This is a genomic window from Janthinobacterium foliorum (assembly GCF_978021625.1).
The window spans coordinates 110,983-127,924 of record NZ_CDXDQE010000016.1; the positions used below are offsets into that span (position 1 = coordinate 110,983).

The 16,942-nt window shown below is 64.7% G+C and carries 20 protein-coding genes; 11 read left to right on the forward strand and 9 right to left on the reverse strand.

Going from position 1 to position 16,942, the window contains the following annotated elements:
* Nucleotides 1–101: 101 nt before the first annotated feature.
* From ACZ92H_RS26075 to ACZ92H_RS26100, 6 genes are all read left to right on the forward strand, one after another.
* Entirely contained in the window at nt 102–458 is a 357-nt protein-coding gene (locus tag ACZ92H_RS26075) for an ElaB/YgaM/YqjD family protein (RefSeq protein WP_131376364.1), read from the forward strand.
* Nucleotides 459–534: 76 nt separating this feature from the next.
* Nucleotides 535–921: a phage holin family protein gene (locus ACZ92H_RS26080; RefSeq protein WP_092803214.1), complete on the forward strand. Its 387-nt coding sequence runs from the start codon at nt 535–537 to the stop codon at nt 919–921.
* Nucleotides 918–1,265, forward strand: a complete 348-nt coding sequence (locus ACZ92H_RS26085; RefSeq protein ID WP_131376367.1) for a hypothetical protein — start codon at nt 918–920, stop codon at nt 1,263–1,265. The genes ACZ92H_RS26080 and ACZ92H_RS26085 overlap by 4 nt, the downstream gene beginning before the upstream one ends.
* A gap of 88 nt (nt 1,266–1,353) precedes the next feature.
* Nucleotides 1,354–1,911 (forward strand): DUF3455 domain-containing protein, encoded by a 558-nt coding sequence (locus ACZ92H_RS26090; protein ID WP_131376370.1) that lies wholly within the window; start codon nt 1,354–1,356, stop codon nt 1,909–1,911.
* A gap of 87 nt (nt 1,912–1,998) precedes the next feature.
* Complete coding sequence (locus tag ACZ92H_RS26095) at nt 1,999–2,574, forward strand: sigma-70 family RNA polymerase sigma factor (RefSeq protein ID WP_465051524.1); 576 nt, start codon at nt 1,999–2,001, stop codon at nt 2,572–2,574.
* Entirely contained in the window at nt 2,571–3,293 is a 723-nt protein-coding gene (locus tag ACZ92H_RS26100) for an anti-sigma factor (protein WP_131376372.1), read from the forward strand. The genes ACZ92H_RS26095 and ACZ92H_RS26100 overlap by 4 nt, the downstream gene beginning before the upstream one ends.
* 7 nt (nt 3,294–3,300) lie before the next feature.
* Here the strand turns inward: ACZ92H_RS26100 and proC are convergent, their stop codons facing one another.
* Both proC and ACZ92H_RS26110 read right to left on the reverse strand, forming a co-directional pair.
* Entirely contained in the window at nt 3,301–4,131 is an 831-nt protein-coding gene (gene proC, locus ACZ92H_RS26105) for a pyrroline-5-carboxylate reductase (RefSeq protein ID WP_465051525.1), read from the reverse strand.
* Nucleotides 4,132–4,149: 18 nt separating this feature from the next.
* The gene (locus ACZ92H_RS26110; RefSeq protein WP_131376378.1) at nt 4,150–4,851 is read right to left on the reverse strand and encodes a YggS family pyridoxal phosphate-dependent enzyme; all 702 of its coding nucleotides are present in this window, start codon (nt 4,849–4,851) and stop codon (nt 4,150–4,152) included.
* A gap of 71 nt (nt 4,852–4,922) precedes the next feature.
* Between ACZ92H_RS26110 and ACZ92H_RS26115 the strand changes: the two genes are divergently transcribed.
* The 4 genes from ACZ92H_RS26115 (at nt 4,923) to ACZ92H_RS26130 (ending at nt 9,891) form a co-directional block, all read left to right on the forward strand.
* Entirely contained in the window at nt 4,923–5,966 is a 1,044-nt protein-coding gene (locus ACZ92H_RS26115; RefSeq protein ID WP_465051526.1) for a type IV pilus twitching motility protein PilT, read from the forward strand.
* Between the two features lie 4 nt (nt 5,967–5,970).
* Nucleotides 5,971–7,110 carry a PilT/PilU family type 4a pilus ATPase gene (locus tag ACZ92H_RS26120; RefSeq protein ID WP_465051527.1) on the forward strand — a complete coding sequence of 380 codons (1,140 nt, stop codon included), beginning with the start codon at nt 5,971–5,973 and terminating at the stop codon, nt 7,108–7,110.
* A 1-nt stretch (nt 7,111) separates the two neighbouring features.
* Nucleotides 7,112–7,606, forward strand: a complete 495-nt coding sequence (locus ACZ92H_RS26125) for a glutathione peroxidase (protein WP_131376387.1) — start codon at nt 7,112–7,114, stop codon at nt 7,604–7,606.
* A gap of 176 nt (nt 7,607–7,782) precedes the next feature.
* Nucleotides 7,783–9,891: a putative bifunctional diguanylate cyclase/phosphodiesterase gene (locus ACZ92H_RS26130; RefSeq protein ID WP_131376390.1), complete on the forward strand. Its 2,109-nt coding sequence runs from the start codon at nt 7,783–7,785 to the stop codon at nt 9,889–9,891.
* A gap of 99 nt (nt 9,892–9,990) precedes the next feature.
* On the opposite strand, the gene glcF is transcribed toward ACZ92H_RS26130, so the two are convergent.
* From glcF to ACZ92H_RS26145, 3 genes are read right to left on the reverse strand one after another with little or no spacing between them, the layout of a single operon-like run.
* A complete protein-coding gene (glcF, locus tag ACZ92H_RS26135) occupies nt 9,991–11,226 on the reverse strand; it encodes a glycolate oxidase subunit GlcF (RefSeq protein WP_131376393.1) in 1,236 nt (411 codons plus the stop codon).
* Between the two features lie 4 nt (nt 11,227–11,230).
* Nucleotides 11,231–12,301 carry a glycolate oxidase subunit GlcE gene (gene glcE, locus ACZ92H_RS26140; protein ID WP_465051528.1) on the reverse strand — a complete coding sequence of 357 codons (1,071 nt, stop codon included), beginning with the start codon at nt 12,299–12,301 and terminating at the stop codon, nt 11,231–11,233.
* Between the two features lie 16 nt (nt 12,302–12,317).
* A complete protein-coding gene (locus ACZ92H_RS26145) occupies nt 12,318–13,808 on the reverse strand; it encodes an FAD-linked oxidase C-terminal domain-containing protein (protein WP_131376399.1) in 1,491 nt (496 codons plus the stop codon).
* A gap of 151 nt (nt 13,809–13,959) precedes the next feature.
* Between ACZ92H_RS26145 and ACZ92H_RS26150 the strand changes: the two genes are divergently transcribed.
* Nucleotides 13,960–14,514 (forward strand): cob(I)yrinic acid a,c-diamide adenosyltransferase, encoded by a 555-nt coding sequence (locus tag ACZ92H_RS26150; RefSeq protein WP_465051529.1) that lies wholly within the window; start codon nt 13,960–13,962, stop codon nt 14,512–14,514.
* A gap of 62 nt (nt 14,515–14,576) precedes the next feature.
* Here ACZ92H_RS26150 and ACZ92H_RS26155 read toward each other — a convergent pair whose 3' ends face one another.
* The 4 genes from ACZ92H_RS26155 to ACZ92H_RS26170 form a co-directional block, all read right to left on the reverse strand.
* A complete protein-coding gene (locus tag ACZ92H_RS26155; protein ID WP_131376406.1) occupies nt 14,577–14,765 on the reverse strand; it encodes a hypothetical protein in 189 nt (62 codons plus the stop codon).
* Between the two features lie 85 nt (nt 14,766–14,850).
* On the reverse strand, nt 14,851–15,231 hold the full coding sequence (locus tag ACZ92H_RS26160; protein ID WP_465051531.1) for a glutaredoxin family protein: 381 nt from the start codon (nt 15,229–15,231) through the stop codon (nt 14,851–14,853).
* A gap of 83 nt (nt 15,232–15,314) precedes the next feature.
* Entirely contained in the window at nt 15,315–15,500 is a 186-nt protein-coding gene (locus ACZ92H_RS26165) for a hypothetical protein (protein WP_131376409.1), read from the reverse strand.
* Nucleotides 15,501–15,778: 278 nt separating this feature from the next.
* Nucleotides 15,779–16,927, reverse strand: coding sequence for a cytochrome-c peroxidase (locus tag ACZ92H_RS26170; protein WP_465051532.1), 1,149 nt, complete (start codon nt 16,925–16,927; stop codon nt 15,779–15,781).
* Nucleotides 16,928–16,942: the final 15 nt, after the last annotated feature.

Below are 16,942 nucleotides of genomic sequence, written 5' to 3' on the forward strand. Positions count from 1 at the left end.
CTCCTTGCGCCGCGGCAGCCCTTGAGGCGGCGCAAGGCAGCCAGGCCGCTGCTGCCTACACTGGTATTTCACTGTGCAGTTTCACTTCCAAGAGGTAATACATGAGCTCGACACATACCGGCAAATCCAGCAGTGACAACGTCCTCGCCGACGCCGACAAGGCCCGCGACAAACTGGTTGGCGACCTGAAAAACGTCATCAATGAAGCCGAAGGCTGGCTCGATGGCGCCAAGGACCAGACGGGCGAGAATATCAAGGCCGTCAAGGAAAGGTTCATCGCCACCGTGGAAACGGCCAAGAAAGATTTGATCAAGCTGGAAGAAGACTTGCTCGAGCGCACCAAGAAGGCCGCCAAGGCCACCGACGAATACGTGCAGGACAATCCATGGAAAGCCGTGGGCGCCGGCGCCGTCGTCGGCGTGCTGTTCGGCCTGCTGCTGTCCTCGTCACGCCGCTAGACCAGCGCCAGCACGGCGGCACAGTCCGCCGGGCTGGACCGACGGCCTGGCCGTCCCCTGACGCGAAAGGCAGCATATGGCTATCGTGCATCATGTCGCCCAGGTCGCAGCGACCCTCGCCGCCATCGTCCAGACCCGTCTGGCCCTGGCGGCCGTGGAAATGGAAGAAGAGTCGCTGCGCTTCCTGTCTTATCTGGCACTGGCCATGCTGGCCCTGCTATGCCTGTTCGTCGGCCTGGTGCTGATCGTGTTTCTCGTCATCGTGCTGTTCTGGGACACGCACCGCATCGCCGCCATCGCCATCACGGCCGCCGTCTTCATCCTCGCCGCCCTGGGCACCCTGCTGGGCGTGCGCGCCAGTTTCCGCAGCAAGCCGAAACTGCTGTCTTTTACCATGAGCGAACTGAACAAGGACCTGGACGAGCTGCAGCACCTGGCGCGCCGGGGATCGGAGCAGCCATGACCACGCATCCCACCAAACTGTCCCATGTCCACACGGCCGCCAGCCTGGCCCAGCGGCGCGATGCGCTGCTGGCCGAATGCGCGCTGCAGCGCCTGGCACTGGGCGTGCAGACGCGCCAGCTGCTGGAGCCGCTGACGGGCGGCAACCTGCGCCACACCTTGGCGACGCGCTTTAAAATGCCCTTGATGATAGGCGGCGCCGTGCTGGGCCTGCTGCTGGTGCGCCCGCGCCGCTTCCTGCCCCTGCTGCGGGCCAGCGGCATGCTGCTCAAGCACGCCACCACCGCCATGCCGGTCGTGCTGGCGCTGGCGCAGCGATTCAGCAAGAAAGACGCACCGCCGTAAATATTTTTTCTGGCCTGCATCCAAATGGCCGGCTCGCGTGTAGTACCGGTATCAGCCAGCCGGCTGAACCAACTACCAGGAGCCTGCCATGTTCTCGTTGACCGCCCCACGCCATACCGCCCCCTCGCTCACCGTCCTGTGCACCGCCGTGCTGGTGGCTGCCTGCTCGCCCATGAGCGCGCGTTACTCGCAAGAACAATTGCCGCCCGCCGTGCAAGTACCCGCAGGCCATCAGGTGGCCATGCAAACGGTGGGGGTGGGCAAGATCGCCTATGAATGCAAGGCGAAAAAAGACATGACGGGCCATGAATGGGTCTTCGTGGGACCGGACGCGGCCCTGAACGACCGCAGCGGCATGCAAGTGGGCACGTATGTCGGCCCGCCTGCCACCTGGGCCAACCTGGACGGTTCGAAAGTGACGGCGACGCAAGTGGCCGTGGCACCGGCCGGCGCGGGCAACATCCCCTATCAATTGGTGAAGGCCAACCCCGCCACGGGCAGCGGCGCCATGCAGGGCGTCAGCTACATCCAGCGCGTGGCCACCCGCGGCGGCGTGGCGCCAGCCAGCCCCTGCGGCATGGAGAGCATTGGCGCCAAGCAATGGGTGCCTTACCAGGCCGACTACATTTTCTGGAAATCGGCATAAAACTGCGGAGTGACGGTTGGCAAGCATGTTTCTGGCCTATACTCGTTCTTGAAAACTTGCTAACCGTTCACTCCTGATAACTGCGTCTTGACGATTGCGCCGACCTTGCCAGCCCCAGCCGCCCCTTACGATTACGATGCCGCCCTGCGCGCCTGCGCCAGGGGCGAGCAGCAGGCATTGCATGGCCTGTACCAGCAGGAAAGCCGCTACCTGCTGGGCGTGGCCCTGCGCATCGTGCGCCAGCGGGCCCTGGCCGAAGACGTGCTGCACGACGCCTTTCTCAGCATCTGGCGCCGCGCCGGCAGTTTCGACGCCACGCGCGGCAGCGGCAAGGGCTGGATCTATGTGGTGGTGCGGCACCAGGCGCTGAACGTGGCGCGTGCGCGCGCCCATGAACTGTCAGCCGACGAGGATACCGTGGAAACCCTGCTGCATGAACGACTCGGCCACGATGCCGGCGACGCCTATGCCCTGCAAGCCGACATGGGCAAGCTGCACGATTGCCTGGGCCACCTCGATGAAGGCAAACGCAACAGCATCCTCTACGCCTATGTCGACGGCTGCTCGCACAGCGAAATCGCGCAGCGCCTGCAAGCACCGCTGGGCACCGTGAAAGCGTGGGTCAAGCGGGGCCTGGCCGCCTTGCGGGAGTGCATGGGATGAGCACGCACGACGAGGACGACCTGCAGCACCTGGCCAGCGAATACGTGCTGGGCACATTGGCGCTGGCCGAACGCAGCGAGGTGGAACGGCGCTTGCCGCGCGACGCCGCCCTGCGCGATGCCGTGGCCGCCTGGGAACAGCGCCTGCTGCCCTTGACGGCGCTGGCGCCGCCGGAACCGCCATCGCTCCAGCTGTGGCCGCGCATCAGCGCCAGCCTGTTTACTACGCCAGCCGCGGTGCAAAATGCGGGCGGCTGGCAGGCGTGGTGGAACAGCCTGGCCTTCTGGAGAATTCTGGCCGGCGGCGGCTTGGCGGCCACGGCCGCGCTGGCCGTGCTGGTGACGGCGCAGCTGCAGGCGCCAGCCGGGCCCGGCTACCTGGTGGTGCTGGTGGCGCCGCAAGACAAGTCGCCGGGCTGGATCGTGCAGGCGGGCAGCCGCGGCGGCAAGGGCCGCGACCTCAATCTCATTCCGCTGGGACCGACGGCCGTGCCGCAGCAAAAGGCCCTGCAATTCTGGACCAAGGGCAAGGACTGGGGCGCCCCCGTCTCGCTGGGCCTGGTGCAGCCGGGCCAGAGCTTGAAGTTGACTTTGGACAAGCTACCGCCGCTGCAGCCCGATCAGTTGTTTGAAATTACCCTGGAGCCGGAAGCGGGCTCGCCCACGGGCCGGCCGACAGGGCCGATTTTATACATCGGCCGCGCCGTCAAGGTGATGTAAGCCGAAACTACTTGCCCAGCTCGTCTCCCATCTCGCGCCCCCGTTGCGCCGCCGCCTTGATGCCCTTGACGATGGCCGCCTTCACGCCGCTCTCTTCCATGCTGGTGAGGGCCGCATACGTCGTGCCGCCCTTCGACGTGACCCGCTCGCGCAGCAGCGACACGGCCTCGCTGGAATTGGCCGCCAGCTGCGCCGCCCCCGTAAAGGTGGCGATGGCCAGCTGCGTGCCCTGCTCCGGCGTGAGGCCCAGCTCGGCCGCCGCCTGCTGCATCGCTTCGATAAAATAGAACACATAGGCAGGACCGCTGCCCGAGACGGCCGTCACGGGGTCGATCTTGGCTTCGTCGTCGAGCCAGACCGTCTGACCGACAGCGCGCAGGATGGCGTCCGCCGTCTTTTTCTGTTCTTCGCTGACGCCGCCGCTGGCCACCATGCCCGTGATGCCCATGCCGATCAGGGCCGGCGTATTCGGCATGCAGCGCACGATGGCGCCATAACCGCCCAGCCAGCGCGACAGGTCGACGGCGCGGATGCCGGCCGCGATCGACAGCACCAGCGGCGCGTTTTCCCCGTCGAGGAAGGGCAGCAGCTGCGCCGCCACCTCGCGCATGCTTTGCGGCTTGACGGCCAGCACGATCACGTCCACGCCGCGCAGCACGGCGCTGGCGGACGTCGCCGTGGTGACGCCGAACTGCGCCTGCAGTTTTTCCAGCGCGGGCGCGTGCGGGTCGATCACGTGGATGTTGCCGCCCAGGGTCAGCTTGCCTGCCAGGCCGGCGATCAGGGCCGCCGCCATGTTGCCGCCGCCGACGAAGGCGATGTTCAATTCTGTCGTCATGGTGATTCTTTCTATCAATCAGGAATAGTGTCGGGAACCGAAGATGGCACTGCCCACGCGCACGATGGTGGCACCTTCCAGCACGGCGGCGCGCAAGTCGGCCGACATGCCCATCGACAGCGTGTCGAGCGCCAGCCCTTCGGCCTGCAATTGTTCGTACAGCACGCGCAATTGCGCGAAGGCGCGGCGCTGAAGCGTAACATCCGTCTCCGGCTCGGGGATGGCCATCAGGCCGCGCAGGCGCAAGCGGGGCAGCAGCGCCACGGCGCGCGCCAGCGCGGGCAAGTCGCCCGGCGCCACGCCGCTCTTGCTGGCCTCGCCGCTGATGTTCACTTGCAGGCAGATATTCAAGTCCGGCAAGCCGGCCGGACGCTGCTCGGACAGGCGCGCGGCGATTTTTTCGCGCTCCACCGTATGCACCCAGTCGAAGTGCTCGGCGATGGGGCGCGTCTTGTTGCTCTGGATGGGGCCGATGAAATGCCAGGCCAGATCGCTTTGCGGCAGCGCAAGCTTGACGGCGGCCATCTTGTCGAGCGCTTCCTGCAGATAGTTTTCGCCAAACGCCGTCTGGCCCGCGCGCGCCGCGTCCAGCACGGCGTCCGCGCCAAAGGTTTTCGAGACGGCCAGCAGGCTCACGTCTGCGGGCGGGCGCCGCGCCTCCAGCGCCGCTTGCGCGATCGCGTCGCGCACGGCTTGCAAGTTCAGTTCGATTGTGGACATAATCATTTTCTAGTGGATACGGGGCACGGCCGCTACCGGCAGCCCATCAATGCAGGCACAGGGAATTATAAATGGACATCTCCGAACTACTCGCTTTCTCCGTCAGCAACAAGGCTTCCGACTTGCACCTGTCTTCCGGCTTGCCGCCGATGATACGGGTCAACGGCGACGTGCGCCGCCTGAACGTGGCGCCGCTCGAGCACAAGGAAGTGCACAGCATGATCTACGACATCATGAACGACAGCCAGCGCAAGGTCTATGAAGAAGCGCTGGAATGCGATTTCTCGTTCGAGATTCCCGGCCTGGCCCGCTTCCGCGTGAATGCCTACAACCAGGAACGGGGCGCCTCGGCCGTGCTGCGCACGATCCCGTCCAAGGTGCTGACCCTGGAGGAACTCAACGCGCCGCGCATCTTCGGCGAACTGGCCATGCGTCCGCGCGGCCTCGTGCTGGTGACGGGTCCCACGGGTTCCGGCAAGTCGACCACCCTGGCGGCCATGGTAAACCACGTCAACGAGCGCCTGAACCACCATATTCTGACCATCGAAGACCCCATCGAATTCGTGCACGAACCGAAGAAATGCCTGATCAACCAGCGCGAGGTGGGTGCGCACACGCATTCGTTCAGCAACGCGCTGCGCTCGGCCCTGCGCGAAGACCCGGATGTCATTTTGGTGGGCGAATTGCGCGACCTGGAAACCATCCGCCTGGCGCTGACGGCGGCCGAGACGGGCCACCTCGTGTTCGGCACCCTGCATACCTCGTCGGCGGCCAAATCGATCGACCGCATCATCGACGTCTTCCCCGCCGAGGAAAAGGAAATGGTGCGCGCCATGCTGTCCGAATCGCTGCAAGCCGTCATTTCGCAGAACCTGCTGAAGACCAAGGATGGCAGCGGCCGCGTGGCAGCGCATGAAATCATGCTGGCCACGCCGGCCGTGCGCAACCTGATCCGCGAAGCGAAAGTGGCGCAAATGTATTCAGCCATCCAGACGGGCGCCAACGTGGGCATGCAGACCCTGGACCAGTGCCTCTCCGACCTGGTGCGGCGCGGCACGATCTCGGCGGAAACGGCCCGTTCGGCCGCCAAGTCGCCTGAAAACTTCCCCGGATAAGCGCATGCAGACGACGCACGAACACTACGACGCCATGCACGCATTGCTGGCGCAGATGCGCGAACAGGGCGGCTCCGACCTGTTCATTACGGCCGGCTTCCCGCCCGCTGTCAAGCTCGACGGCAAGCTGACGCCGCTGGCGGGCGGTGCGCTCGACGCCCAGCAGGCGGCCGGCCACGTGCGCGCCGTCATGAACGCGCGCCAGGCGGCCGAGTTCGAGGCCAGCCGCGAAGCCAATTTCGCCATCAGCCCCGCAGGCCTGGGGCGTTTCCGCGTCTCCGCCTTCGTGCAGATGGGCCAGGCAGGCATGGTCTTGCGCACGATCAATACCGCCATCCCCACCCTGGATGGGCTGGGCTTGCCCGCCATCCTGCAAGACGTGGTGATGAGCAAGCGGGGCCTCGTCATCATGGTGGGCGCCACCGGCTGCGGCAAGTCGACCACCCTGGCGGCCATGGTGGGCCACCGCAATGCGCACAGCCATGGCCACATCATCACCATCGAAGATCCCGTGGAATTCATCCATCCGCACGGCAACTGCATCGTCACCCAGCGCGAAGTGGGCGTCGATACGGACGATTGGGCCACGGCCCTGAAAAACACCCTGCGCCAGGCGCCGGACGTGATCCAGATCGGCGAAATCCGCGACCGCGAGACGATGGACCACGCCATCGCGTTTGCCGAGACGGGCCACCTGTGCCTGGCCACCCTGCACGCGAACAACGCCAACCAGGCGCTGGACCGCATCATCAATTTCTTCCCCGAAGAGCGGCGCCAGCAGCTGCTGATGGACCTGTCGCTGAACCTGAAGGGCATGATTTCGCAGCGCCTGATCCCCAACAAGGATGGCAATGGCCGCAAGGCGGCGCTGGAAATCCTCCTCAACTCGCCGCTGATGAGCGAGCTGATCTTCAAGGGCCAGGTGCACGAGATCAAGGAACTGATGAAAAAATCGCGCGAAATGGGCATGCAGACTTTCGACCAGGCCCTGTTCGACCTGCACGAAGGGGGCCAGATCAGTTATGAAGACGCACTGCGCAATGCGGACTCCGTCAACGACCTGCGCCTGAGCATCAAGCTGCATGGCAAGGCGGCGCCGGAAGCGGCCCCGCCTGCGGGCGGCATCAAGCTGGGACTGCTCTGACATGGCCGGCATCCACGACTTGCACGTCACGGCGCTGGACGGCACGCCTGTCGACCTGGCGCGCTACCGGGGCAAGGTGCTGCTGATCGTCAACACGGCCAGCGCCTGCGGCTTCACGCCGCAATACCAGGGACTCGAAGCCCTGTACCGCCAGTTCCAGGACCAGGGCCTGGTGGTGCTGGGATTTCCCTGCAATCAATTTCGCGGCCAGGAACCGGGGTCGAATGCGCAGATCGGCGCCTTTTGCGAAAAAAACTTTGGCGTGACTTTCCCCCTGTTTGCCAAGATCGACGTGAATGGCCCCCATGCCGCGCCTTTATTTGCGCAATTAAAACGGGCGGCGCCTGGCATTCTGGGCACGCAAGCCATCAAATGGAATTTCACGAAATTCCTCGTGCGCAGGGATGGCAGCGTCTTTCGCCGTTATGCGACGGCCAGCAAACCGGCCAGTCTGGCAAACGACATTGCAAAATTACTACAGGAATCCGGAGAATAGTCATTGATTTATGATAACAAATCATAAAATCAAACAATCTGCATTTATTTCATGCCTGATATCAATATTGTGTTTCCAATAGCAAATTTCGGTGATAATGTTTGCACAATTATTCGCAGATATCGAACATAAAAACGATGCCAGTCTTTGGGAAACTATTATCTACATGGTTGCGGATGGGCAGTTACTCGCGCCTATTCATCCCTATTTTATTTCTGATACTGGCAGTTTCCGCCGTCCGTTATCACGCCCTGCTCGATACGGAAGCGGCGCTGGCCAAGGCGCGCTACCAGAGCGACGCGCGCCAGCTCGACCTGTACCTGGCCAATACCGTGCTGCCGCTGGCCGTGCGCAGCGACGTGGCATTGCGCGACAGCGTGCGCCAGGCGCTGCGCGCCGCCCTGCCGCTGAACCGCAGCCTGGCCGCCATCCGCTGGGATAGCGCTTCCGAACATATCGAGGTGCTGGCCGACAGCCCGGAGACCGATGGGCCGGCAGCCGGCGTGCCGGCCTGGTTTGCGCGCCTGGCCGGCATCACGGCCATCCGCAGCCGCCTGACCGTGGCGCTGCCCGGCGGCGGCGACGGCATCCTCGACCTGCGCTACGCCCCCGGCCGGCCCGTCGCGCAGGTATGGCACAAGGTGCGCCAGCAGGCCGCCATCAGCGCCGTCAATATCGTCCTCATTTTTTTACTGCTGGGCCTGATCCTGGCCTCGCACCGCAGGCTGCTGGCGCGGCTGGTGCAAGCCACCGACCGTTTCCGTGGCGGCGATTTCGCCGTGCGCCTCGCGCCCGGCGCCACGCCCGAGGCGCATGCCGTGTCGCAGTCGTTCAATGGCATGGCCGGCGATATCGAAGAATTGCTGACCTCGCTCAAGACCAGCCAGCGGCAGCTGGGGGAACAGCTCAACGAGACCGTGCACATGCAGCAGGCGCTGCAAAAGCTGTCGTGGCAAAACTACAATGACGTGCTGACCGGCCTGCCCAACCGCGCCGCGCTGGCGGCCCGCTTCGAACAGGAACTGTTCCTCGCCCGCGAACGCCAGCGCCTGCTGGCCGTGTGCCTGTTCGACCTCGACCACTTCCAGGCCATCAACGACCGCTACGGCGCCGAGGCGGGCGATGAAATTCTCAAGCAGGTGGCGGGCCGCCTGCACGGCTACACGGGCCAGGTGCACTACGCGGCGCGCCTGGGCGGCGATGAATTCGTCATGCTGCTGTGCGGCCAGGCCAGCATCGCCAGCATCGAACAGAACATCAACCAGCTGATGGCCGAACTGAGCCGCCCCTACCAGTGCGACCAGCAGGCGCTGCACATGACGGCCAGCGCCGGCATCGCCGTGTATGCGGGCAAGGACCTGAACACGGAAAGCCTGCTGCGCCACGCCGACCACGCCGTCTACCAGGCCAAGCTGACGGGACGCAACCAGTATCACTTTTTCGACACCAACCTCGATGAAGAGGTGCGCACGCACCACAACCAGCGCACGGAAGTGCGCCAGGCGCTGATCAACGGCGAGCTGCGGCTGTACTACCAGCCCAAGGTCAACATGCGCGCCGGCACGGTGGTGGGCATGGAAGCGCTGCTGCGCTGGCAGCATCCGCGCCGCGGCGTGCTGGCGCCGGCGCAATTCCTGCCGCTGGTGGAGCAGACGGACCTGATCATCGATATCGGCGAATGGGTGCTGCGCCAGGCCCTGTGGCAGATGCAGCGCTGGAGCGCCGCCGGCAAGCACTGGGTGGTCAGCGTGAACATCGCGGCGCGCCATTTCCAGCAGCCCGATTTCGTCTCGCGCCTGAAAATCATCCTCGGCGAATTTCCCGGCGTGCGCGCCAGCATGCTGGAACTGGAAATCCTCGAATCGTCGGCCCTGCACGACATCGAGCACGTGCGCCGCATCATCCGCGCCTGCCAGGCGCTGGGCATCACCTTCGCGCTCGACGACTTCGGCACCGGCTATTCCTCAATGTCGTATTTGAAGCGCCTGCCGGCGAACATCGTCAAGATCGACCAGAGCTTCGTGCGCAACATGCTCAACGACCGCGACGACCTGCACCTGGTGCGCGCCGTCATCGGCCTGGCCCGCTCCTTCAGCCTGACGGTGATCGCCGAAGGCGTGGAAAGCATCGAGCATGGCGCGCGCCTGATCCAGCTGGGCTGCGACCTGGCGCAAGGCTACGGCATCGCCCGTCCCATGCCGGCCGACGCCGTGCTGGAATGGGCGAACACTTTCGTGCCGGCGCCGCAGTGGCGTATCGCCCAGTTCAGCGAAAGCCCCGTGTAGATCGCCAGAGAAAAAGCCCATGGCGGCGTTGCAGGGCCTCGCCGTGCTGGTCGCACTTCCTTCGGCCATGCGCCTTGCCCCGGACTTTTTTCAGGCGATCTATTCTTTCGGTGCCGCCACCAGCGCCGCGTCGATCAGCTCGATCCAGTGCCGCACGGGCGTTTCCGTGCCTGACTGCAGGTGCGTGAGGCAGCCGATGTTCGCCGAGACAATCACATCGGGCGCGCACGCTTCCAGGTTCGCCACCTTGTTGTCGCGCAGCTGGCGCGCCAGGTCCGGCTGCAAGATCGAATACGTGCCGGCCGAACCGCAGCACAAATGGCTGTCGGCGCACAGGCGCACGTCGACGCCAACGGCGCGCAGCACCTGCTCCACCTTGCCGCGGATCTGCTGGCCATGCTGCAGGGTGCACGGCGGGTGGTAGGCCACCCTTTGCGCGATCTTGCCGTTCAACAGCGCCACCAGTTCCGCTTCAAACGCCGGCATGATCTCGGACAGGTCGCGCGTCAATTCGGCGACGCGCCGCGCCTTGTCCGCATACCGCGCGTCGTGCGCCAGCAGGTGGCCGTACTCCTTGACGGTGGCGCCGCAGCCCGACGCCGTCATGACGATGGCTTCCGCGCTGTCCACGTAGGGCCACCAGGCGTCGATATTGCGGCGCATGTCGTCCAGCGCCGCCTCCTGGTCGTTCAGGTGATGGCGCAGCGCGCCGCAGCAGCCCGCCCTGGGCGCGACGATCAATTGCACGCCCAGCGCATCGAGCACGCGCGCCGTGGCCGCGTTGATGTTCGGCGACATGGCCGGCTGCACGCAGCCGTCGAGCAGCAGCATCGTGCGCGCATGCCGGCGCGCGGGCCATGCCCCGGCTTGCGCGCCCGGGCGCAATTTATCCTGCAAGCCTTTCGACAGCAAGGGCCGCAGCGCCTGGCCCGTCTTGTAGACGGGCGTAAACAGCCAGCGGCGCGGCAGTGCTTCCTTCAGGACGAAGCGCAGCGCCCGTTCGCGCAAGGGCCGCTGCACGCGCTGCTCGACGACGTTGCGGCCGATGTCGACCAGGCGCCCGTACTGCACGCCCGAGGGACAGGTCGATTCGCAGTTGCGGCACGTCAGGCAGCGGTCCAGGTGCGTCTGCGTCCTGGCCGTGACGGGCGCGCCTTCCAGCACCTGCTTGATCAGGTAGATGCGGCCGCGCGGGCCATCGAGTTCGTCGCCCAGCAGCTGGTAGGTGGGACAGGTGGCCGTGCAAAAGCCGCAGTGCACGCAGGCGCGCAGGATGGCTTCCGCTTCGTCGCCTGCCGGCGTGTTCTTGATGAAATCGGCGAGATTGGTTTGCATGCGCTCAATTCATTCTGTGCGGGTTGAAGATGCCGGCCGGGTCGAAAGCCTGCCGCAGGCGCTGGTGGATTTTTTCTACCGCCGGCGCCAGCGGGTGGAACACGCCCACCGCCTTGTCGCCGCCACGGAACAGGGTGGCGTGGCCGCCCGCGGCCGCCACGGCCTGGCGGATGTGCCGGCTGCCTGCCGCATCCGCGTCGCCGTCGAGCTTGAGCCAGCGCTGCGCCCCGCCCCATTCGATCAGCTGGCGCCCTTGCAGGATGATGGCGCTGGCGTGCGGCGGCAACGACAGCCGCCACAGGCTGCCGGCACCCGCAAAGAAATCATGCCTCTGCTCGCGCAGGGACTGCCAGAAGGCGGCAGCGTCGTCGGGCGCCAGCACGGCGCCGCCCAGCGACTGCAGCGCCGCCGAGACGGCCGCATCGGCGCCGGACAGGCGCACGCTCAGGACGCCGTCATGCCAGCAGCTGGCGGAAATCGGCAGCGGCTTGCCCGCCCATTCATTGAGCAGGCGCAGGGCGGCGATTTCCGCGCAGTCCATGCGCAAGCTCGCTTCGCGCAGCGGCAAGGGCAATACCTTCAGCGACACTTCCAGGATCAGGCCCAGCGTTCCCAGCGAGCCGGCCAGCAGGCGCGAGACATCGTAGCCGGCCACGTTTTTCATCACTTGACCGCCAAAGGCCAGGCGTTCGCCGCGGCCGTCCATCAGCACGGCGCCCAGCACATAATCGCGCAGCGCGCCCGCGCTGGCGCGGCGCGGGCCGGACAGGGCGCTGGCGACGACACCGCCCAGCGTGGCGCCAGGGCCGAAATGCGGCGGTTCGAAAGCCAGCATCTGGTTGCGCGCGGCCAGCGCCGCCTCGATCTCGGCCAGCGGCGTGCCGCAGCGCGCCGTGATCACCAGCTCCGTCGGTTCATAGTCGATGATGCCCGCATACGCGCGCGTATCGAGCACTTCGCCTGCCAGCTGCTGGCCATACCAGTCCTTGGTGCCGCCGCCGCGCAGGCGCAGGGGATTGCCCGCCGCGCTGGCCGCCAGGATCTGCTGCCTGAATTGTTCCACGATCGCTTGCAAAAGAGTCTCCGGCAAATTAAAAACGCGGCAGGTTGGCGAATGGCAGCCGCCCGGCCGTGACGTGCATCTTGCCGAATTCGGCGCAGCGGTTCAAGGTGGGAATCGCCTTGTCCGGGTTCAGCAAGGCGTAGGGGTCGAAGGCGCGCTTGACGGCAAAGAAGGCATCGAGTTCGGCGCGCGAGAACTGCACGCACATGGAATTGATTTTTTCCATGCCCACGCCATGCTCGCCCGTGATGGTGCCGCCCACGGCCACGCACAGGGCCAGGATATCGGCGCCAAACGCTTCGGCGCGCTCGAATTCGGCCGGCACGTTGGCGTCGAACAGGATCAAGGGATGCAGGTTGCCGTCGCCCGCGTGGAACACGTTCGCGCAGCGCAGGCCATAGGTTTTTTCCATGGCGGCGATGCCCGTCAGGACTTCGGCCAGGCGCTTGCGCGGGATGGTGCCGTCCATGCAGTAGTAGTCGGGCGAGATGCGGCCCGCGGCGGGAAAGGCGTTCTTGCGGCCGGACCAGAATTTCATGCGCTCCGCTTCCGACTGCGAGACGGCAATCGCGCTGGCGCCCGCCCCTTCCAGCACGGCCGTCATGCGGGCGATTTCCTCTTCCACTTCCTCGTGCGTGCCGTCCGCCTCGCACAGCAGGATGGCCGCCGCGTCGATGTCATAGCCGGCCTTGACGAACGGTTCGACCATGCGCGAGGAAGTCTGGTCCATCATTTCCAGTCCGGCCGGGATGATGCCGGCGGCGATCACGTTGGCCACCGCATTGCCGCCCGTGACCACGTCGCCGAAGGAGGCCATGATGACCCGCGCCGTCGCCGGTTTGGGCACCAGTTTCACCGTCACTTCCGTGACGATGCCCAGCATGCCTTCGGAACCGATGAAGACGGCCAGCAAGTCGAGGCCAGGCGAATCCAGCGCTTCGCCGCCCAGTTCCAGCACGTCGCCGTCGATGGTGACGACGCGCACGCGCAGCACGTTATGCACGGTCAGGCCGTATTTCAGGCAATGCACGCCGCCCGAGTTTTCCGCCACGTTGCCGCCGATGCTGCAGGCGATCTGCGACGACGGGTCGGGCGCGTAATACAGCGCGTGGGGCGCCGCCGCCTCGGAAATGGCCAGGTTGCGCACGCCCGGCTGCACGACGGCCGTGCGCGCATAGGCGTCGAGGCGCACGATGCGGTTCAGGCGCGCCGTCGACAGCACCACGCCGTCGGCGATCGGCAAGGCGCCGCCCGATAGCCCCGTGCCGGCGCCGCGCGGCACGATGGGCACGCCAAGTTCGCGGCAGACGCCAAGGATGGCGATGACCTGTTCTTCCGTGTCCGGCAGCGTCACCACCATCGGCAGCTGGCGGTAGGCGGCCAGCCCGTCGCATTCATACGGGCGCGTGTCTTCGGCGTCCGACAGCACGCAGCGGGCCGGCAGCACGGCCAGGAGGGCGGCGACGACGGCTTGCTGGCGCGCGGCGGTCAATCCGGGTTCGGGAGCGGCATTGAGCATAGGATGTGAACAAAAGTGCATGGTCGTGCAACGATTGTAAGCACAAAAGCGGCGCACACCGCATTTTTTGTCGCCGCAGCGGGAAAATCCGGGTTCAGGCGGCGCGCAGTGTCGTATGCTGCCCCCATTCTTCTTTCACAGGACCAGCATCATGGGCAACCGACTTTCGAAAATCGCCACGCGCACGGGCGACAATGGCAGCACCGGCCTGGGCGACGGCAGCCGCACCAGCAAGGACAGCGCGCGCATCCACGCCATGGGCGACGTGGATGAACTCAATTCGAATATCGGCCTGCTGCTGTGCGAGGACATGCCCGACGCTTTGCGCGGCGAGCTGGTGGCCATCCAGCACGATTTGTTCGACCTGGGCGGAGAAATCTGCATTCCCGGCTACCAGCTGATCAAGGAGGAGCACGTGCTGCGCCTCGATGCGCTGCTGGCGAAATACAATGCGGATTTGCCGGCCCTCTCCGAATTCATCCTGCCGGCCGGTTCGCGCGCCGCCTCGCTGGCCCACGTGTGCCGCACCGTATGCCGCCGTGCCGAACGCAGCATCGTCGCGCTGGCCAATGCGGAACCCCTGCATGAACATCCGCGCCAGTACGTGAACCGCCTGTCGGACCTGCTGTTCGTGCTGTCGCGCGTGCTGAACCGCTTTGCCGGCGGCAGCGACGTGCTGTGGCGGCATGACCGCGCGCGGGGCTGAAATAAAAACAGCGATGCTGTTTGACAGGCATCGCCGCGTTGTCTCGAGCCGACAGGTGCTTTCTAGCCGCAGGCCTGAAGACAGGCCTTATTGACACGGACGCATTCAGGAACCTTGAACTCCATGATGCAGGCATCAAGCGCCATATAGCACTCGGATTGGCATTCCGAAATGTCGGCGGTACCGCTGGCCATCGCATACGAGACGCCAACGCCCATGGCAAACAAAAAGAAACCCAGCTTTTTAAACATCGGTACTCCTTTGCAGCAATGACGGGCGATGACGAACTTCCATGATGCGCCGCCCTGTACGCACCACCTTCCCTGCATGCCTGATTCAGATTTTTTTCAGCGCCGCTTCCAGCGCGCCCGCATTGAAACCCTGGATCTTGCGGTTGCCGATCAGGACCACGGGCACGCCGCCGCCGCCCAGTTCCGCATGGGCTTTTTTCGCTTCCGGCGATTTCTCGATATCGAGGTCGACGAAGTCGATCTTGTTCTCCTTGAAATAGGCGCGCGTCTTGGCGCAATAGCCGCACCAGTCCGTGCCATACAGCACCACCTTCGCCTGGGGATTCGGGAAGTAAGCGGCGTAATTGCCTTCCGTGTAATTCGATTTGAATACACCGGGTAACAGGGACAGGGTATAGCCACTGCCCAGTCCGGCAGCCAAAATCACGCCATACATGGCGATGGTTTTCAATTTTTTCTGCATCATAGGTAATATCGGAGGCATGGATGATCGAGGGGCGACCAGCGCAGCATGCCATTGCCAGCCGCCTCGTAATGCATAAAAGGCTGTCAGGCGCCGATCTCGCAAACCTTCAGGCAGGCCTTGTAACTGCTGCTGCAAAATGGCGATCTGTCGCCATTCATCATCGTGCATTCCCGCAACTCCTCTTCGCAGCTATAGCAGCTGATATTCGAGGCGGCGGCATACGAAGCACTCAATCCCAGGGTAAAAACAAATGCTGCAATCTTTTTCATTTACCGAGCTCCATGTTGGCGATTGTCCGAGGCAATCACGTTAGACCAGCCGTAAAAAAATCCATACGGATTTCGTCATTTGCTTGCGACAAAATCGAATATAGAGCGCGATTATTTTAGAGTCAACGTTTCCTTCTTATATATTTTCATTTTGAAAAATATATGTGGGAAGCCCGTGAAATGTGGAATTTGGAGAGATTGGCAGGCGTCAAACGTCTATACAATGCTGGCGCCGCATGCAGCAAAAAGGCCGGTTGCGGGCGCAACCGGCCGAGCGGCTACAGCACTTCCAGGAAGCTCTTCAGCGCAATGATTTCCTCGGACGTCAGCTGCAAGCGCTGCAGCAAGGGCGAGGTGACGGGAAACTTCGGATCGGCCGCCTGCTGCGCGTTTTGCGGCACGGGGCGCGACATGCCCGCGTTATACATGTTCAGCAAGCCCACCATCTGCGGGAACAGGCCGTTGTGCATCCACGGCCCCGATTGCGCCACGCCGCGCAAGCCCGGCGTGCGGAACTTGCCCACGTCCTCATCCTTGCCCGTCACCAGGTAGCGCCCCAGGTCTTCGTATTTCTTGCGGCCGTAATACGTCAGTCCCAGATTGTGGAATTGCTGGTCCGTCAGCATCGCGCCGCTGTGGCAGGTCATGCAGCGCGCCTTGGTGCGGAACAGGTGCAGGCCCAGCAGCTCGCGGTCATTCAAGTCCGCGCGCCGGCCTTCCAGAAAAGTGTCGAAGCGCGTGACGGGCGGCAGCACGGTGCGCTGGTAGTCGGCCAGCGCCGTCAAAATGCGCGGCAGGGTCACGCCGGCGCCCTGGCCGAAGGCCGCGTCGAACTGCGCCGGGTAGTCATCGAGCGCGGCCAGCTTGGCCGCCAGGGCCGGCACATCCATGGCCATTTCGTCCGGATGCTGCAAGGGACCCATGGCCTGCTCTTCCAGCGTGGCCGCGCGGCCATCCCAGAACAGCGGCTTGAGCTGGCCCACGCCCAGCAGTCCCGGCGCATTGCGCTGGCCCAGCCTTCCTTCGTGGCCGATGGAGGTGCGCTTGTTGTCGGCAAAGCTGTGGGCGGGACTGTGGCAGCTGATGCAGGCCACCGCATTCGAACGCGACAAGCGCGGATCGTTGAACAGCCGCTGCCCCAGCGCCGCCACCTGCGGCGGCACCTGCGCCGGCGCCATGGCCGAGACGGGCGCCATTTCCTGCGGCGTGACGCCGTCGGCCACCTGCGGACGGGGCCAGCTGGCGATGGGCTGCGCGTATATCTGGCGCAGGCATGCCATGTCCCAGCCCTTCTCCGCCGCGCAGGCAACACTGGCGGGAACGGCATCGCTGGCGCGGCCGTCCATGCTCATCATCAGGCCCGCGCCGCCCGCTAGCAGGGCGGCGACGGCGAAGGTGGTTTGTTTCAGGTGGGATGCGATGCTCATGCGCCTGCCGTCGTG

Coding starts and splice junctions, on each gene's coding strand:
- ACZ92H_RS26115 (WP_465051526.1), top strand. CDS start 4,923: ATGGACATCTCCGAACTACTCGCTTTCTCCGTCAGCAACAAGGCTTCC.
- ACZ92H_RS26170 (WP_465051532.1), bottom strand. CDS start 16,927: ATGAGCATCGCATCCCACCTGAAACAAACCACCTTCGCCGTCGCCGCC.
- proC (WP_465051525.1), bottom strand. CDS start 4,131: ATGACGACAGAATTGAACATCGCCTTCGTCGGCGGCGGCAACATGGCG.
- ACZ92H_RS26090 (WP_131376370.1), top strand. CDS start 1,354: ATGTTCTCGTTGACCGCCCCACGCCATACCGCCCCCTCGCTCACCGTC.
- ACZ92H_RS26160 (WP_465051531.1), bottom strand. CDS start 15,231: ATGATGCAGAAAAAATTGAAAACCATCGCCATGTATGGCGTGATTTTG.
- ACZ92H_RS26080 (WP_092803214.1), top strand. CDS start 535: ATGGCTATCGTGCATCATGTCGCCCAGGTCGCAGCGACCCTCGCCGCC.
- ACZ92H_RS26155 (WP_131376406.1), bottom strand. CDS start 14,765: ATGTTTAAAAAGCTGGGTTTCTTTTTGTTTGCCATGGGCGTTGGCGTC.
- ACZ92H_RS26145 (WP_131376399.1), bottom strand. CDS start 13,808: ATGCTCAATGCCGCTCCCGAACCCGGATTGACCGCCGCGCGCCAGCAA.
- ACZ92H_RS26165 (WP_131376409.1), bottom strand. CDS start 15,500: ATGAAAAAGATTGCAGCATTTGTTTTTACCCTGGGATTGAGTGCTTCG.
- ACZ92H_RS26110 (WP_131376378.1), bottom strand. CDS start 4,851: ATGTCCACAATCGAACTGAACTTGCAAGCCGTGCGCGACGCGATCGCG.
- ACZ92H_RS26130 (WP_131376390.1), top strand. CDS start 7,783: ATGGGCAGTTACTCGCGCCTATTCATCCCTATTTTATTTCTGATACTG.
- ACZ92H_RS26075 (WP_131376364.1), top strand. CDS start 102: ATGAGCTCGACACATACCGGCAAATCCAGCAGTGACAACGTCCTCGCC.
- ACZ92H_RS26100 (WP_131376372.1), top strand. CDS start 2,571: ATGAGCACGCACGACGAGGACGACCTGCAGCACCTGGCCAGCGAATAC.
- ACZ92H_RS26150 (WP_465051529.1), top strand. CDS start 13,960: ATGGGCAACCGACTTTCGAAAATCGCCACGCGCACGGGCGACAATGGC.
- ACZ92H_RS26120 (WP_465051527.1), top strand. CDS start 5,971: ATGCAGACGACGCACGAACACTACGACGCCATGCACGCATTGCTGGCG.
- ACZ92H_RS26125 (WP_131376387.1), top strand. CDS start 7,112: ATGGCCGGCATCCACGACTTGCACGTCACGGCGCTGGACGGCACGCCT.
- ACZ92H_RS26085 (WP_131376367.1), top strand. CDS start 918: ATGACCACGCATCCCACCAAACTGTCCCATGTCCACACGGCCGCCAGC.
- glcF (WP_131376393.1), bottom strand. CDS start 11,226: ATGCAAACCAATCTCGCCGATTTCATCAAGAACACGCCGGCAGGCGAC.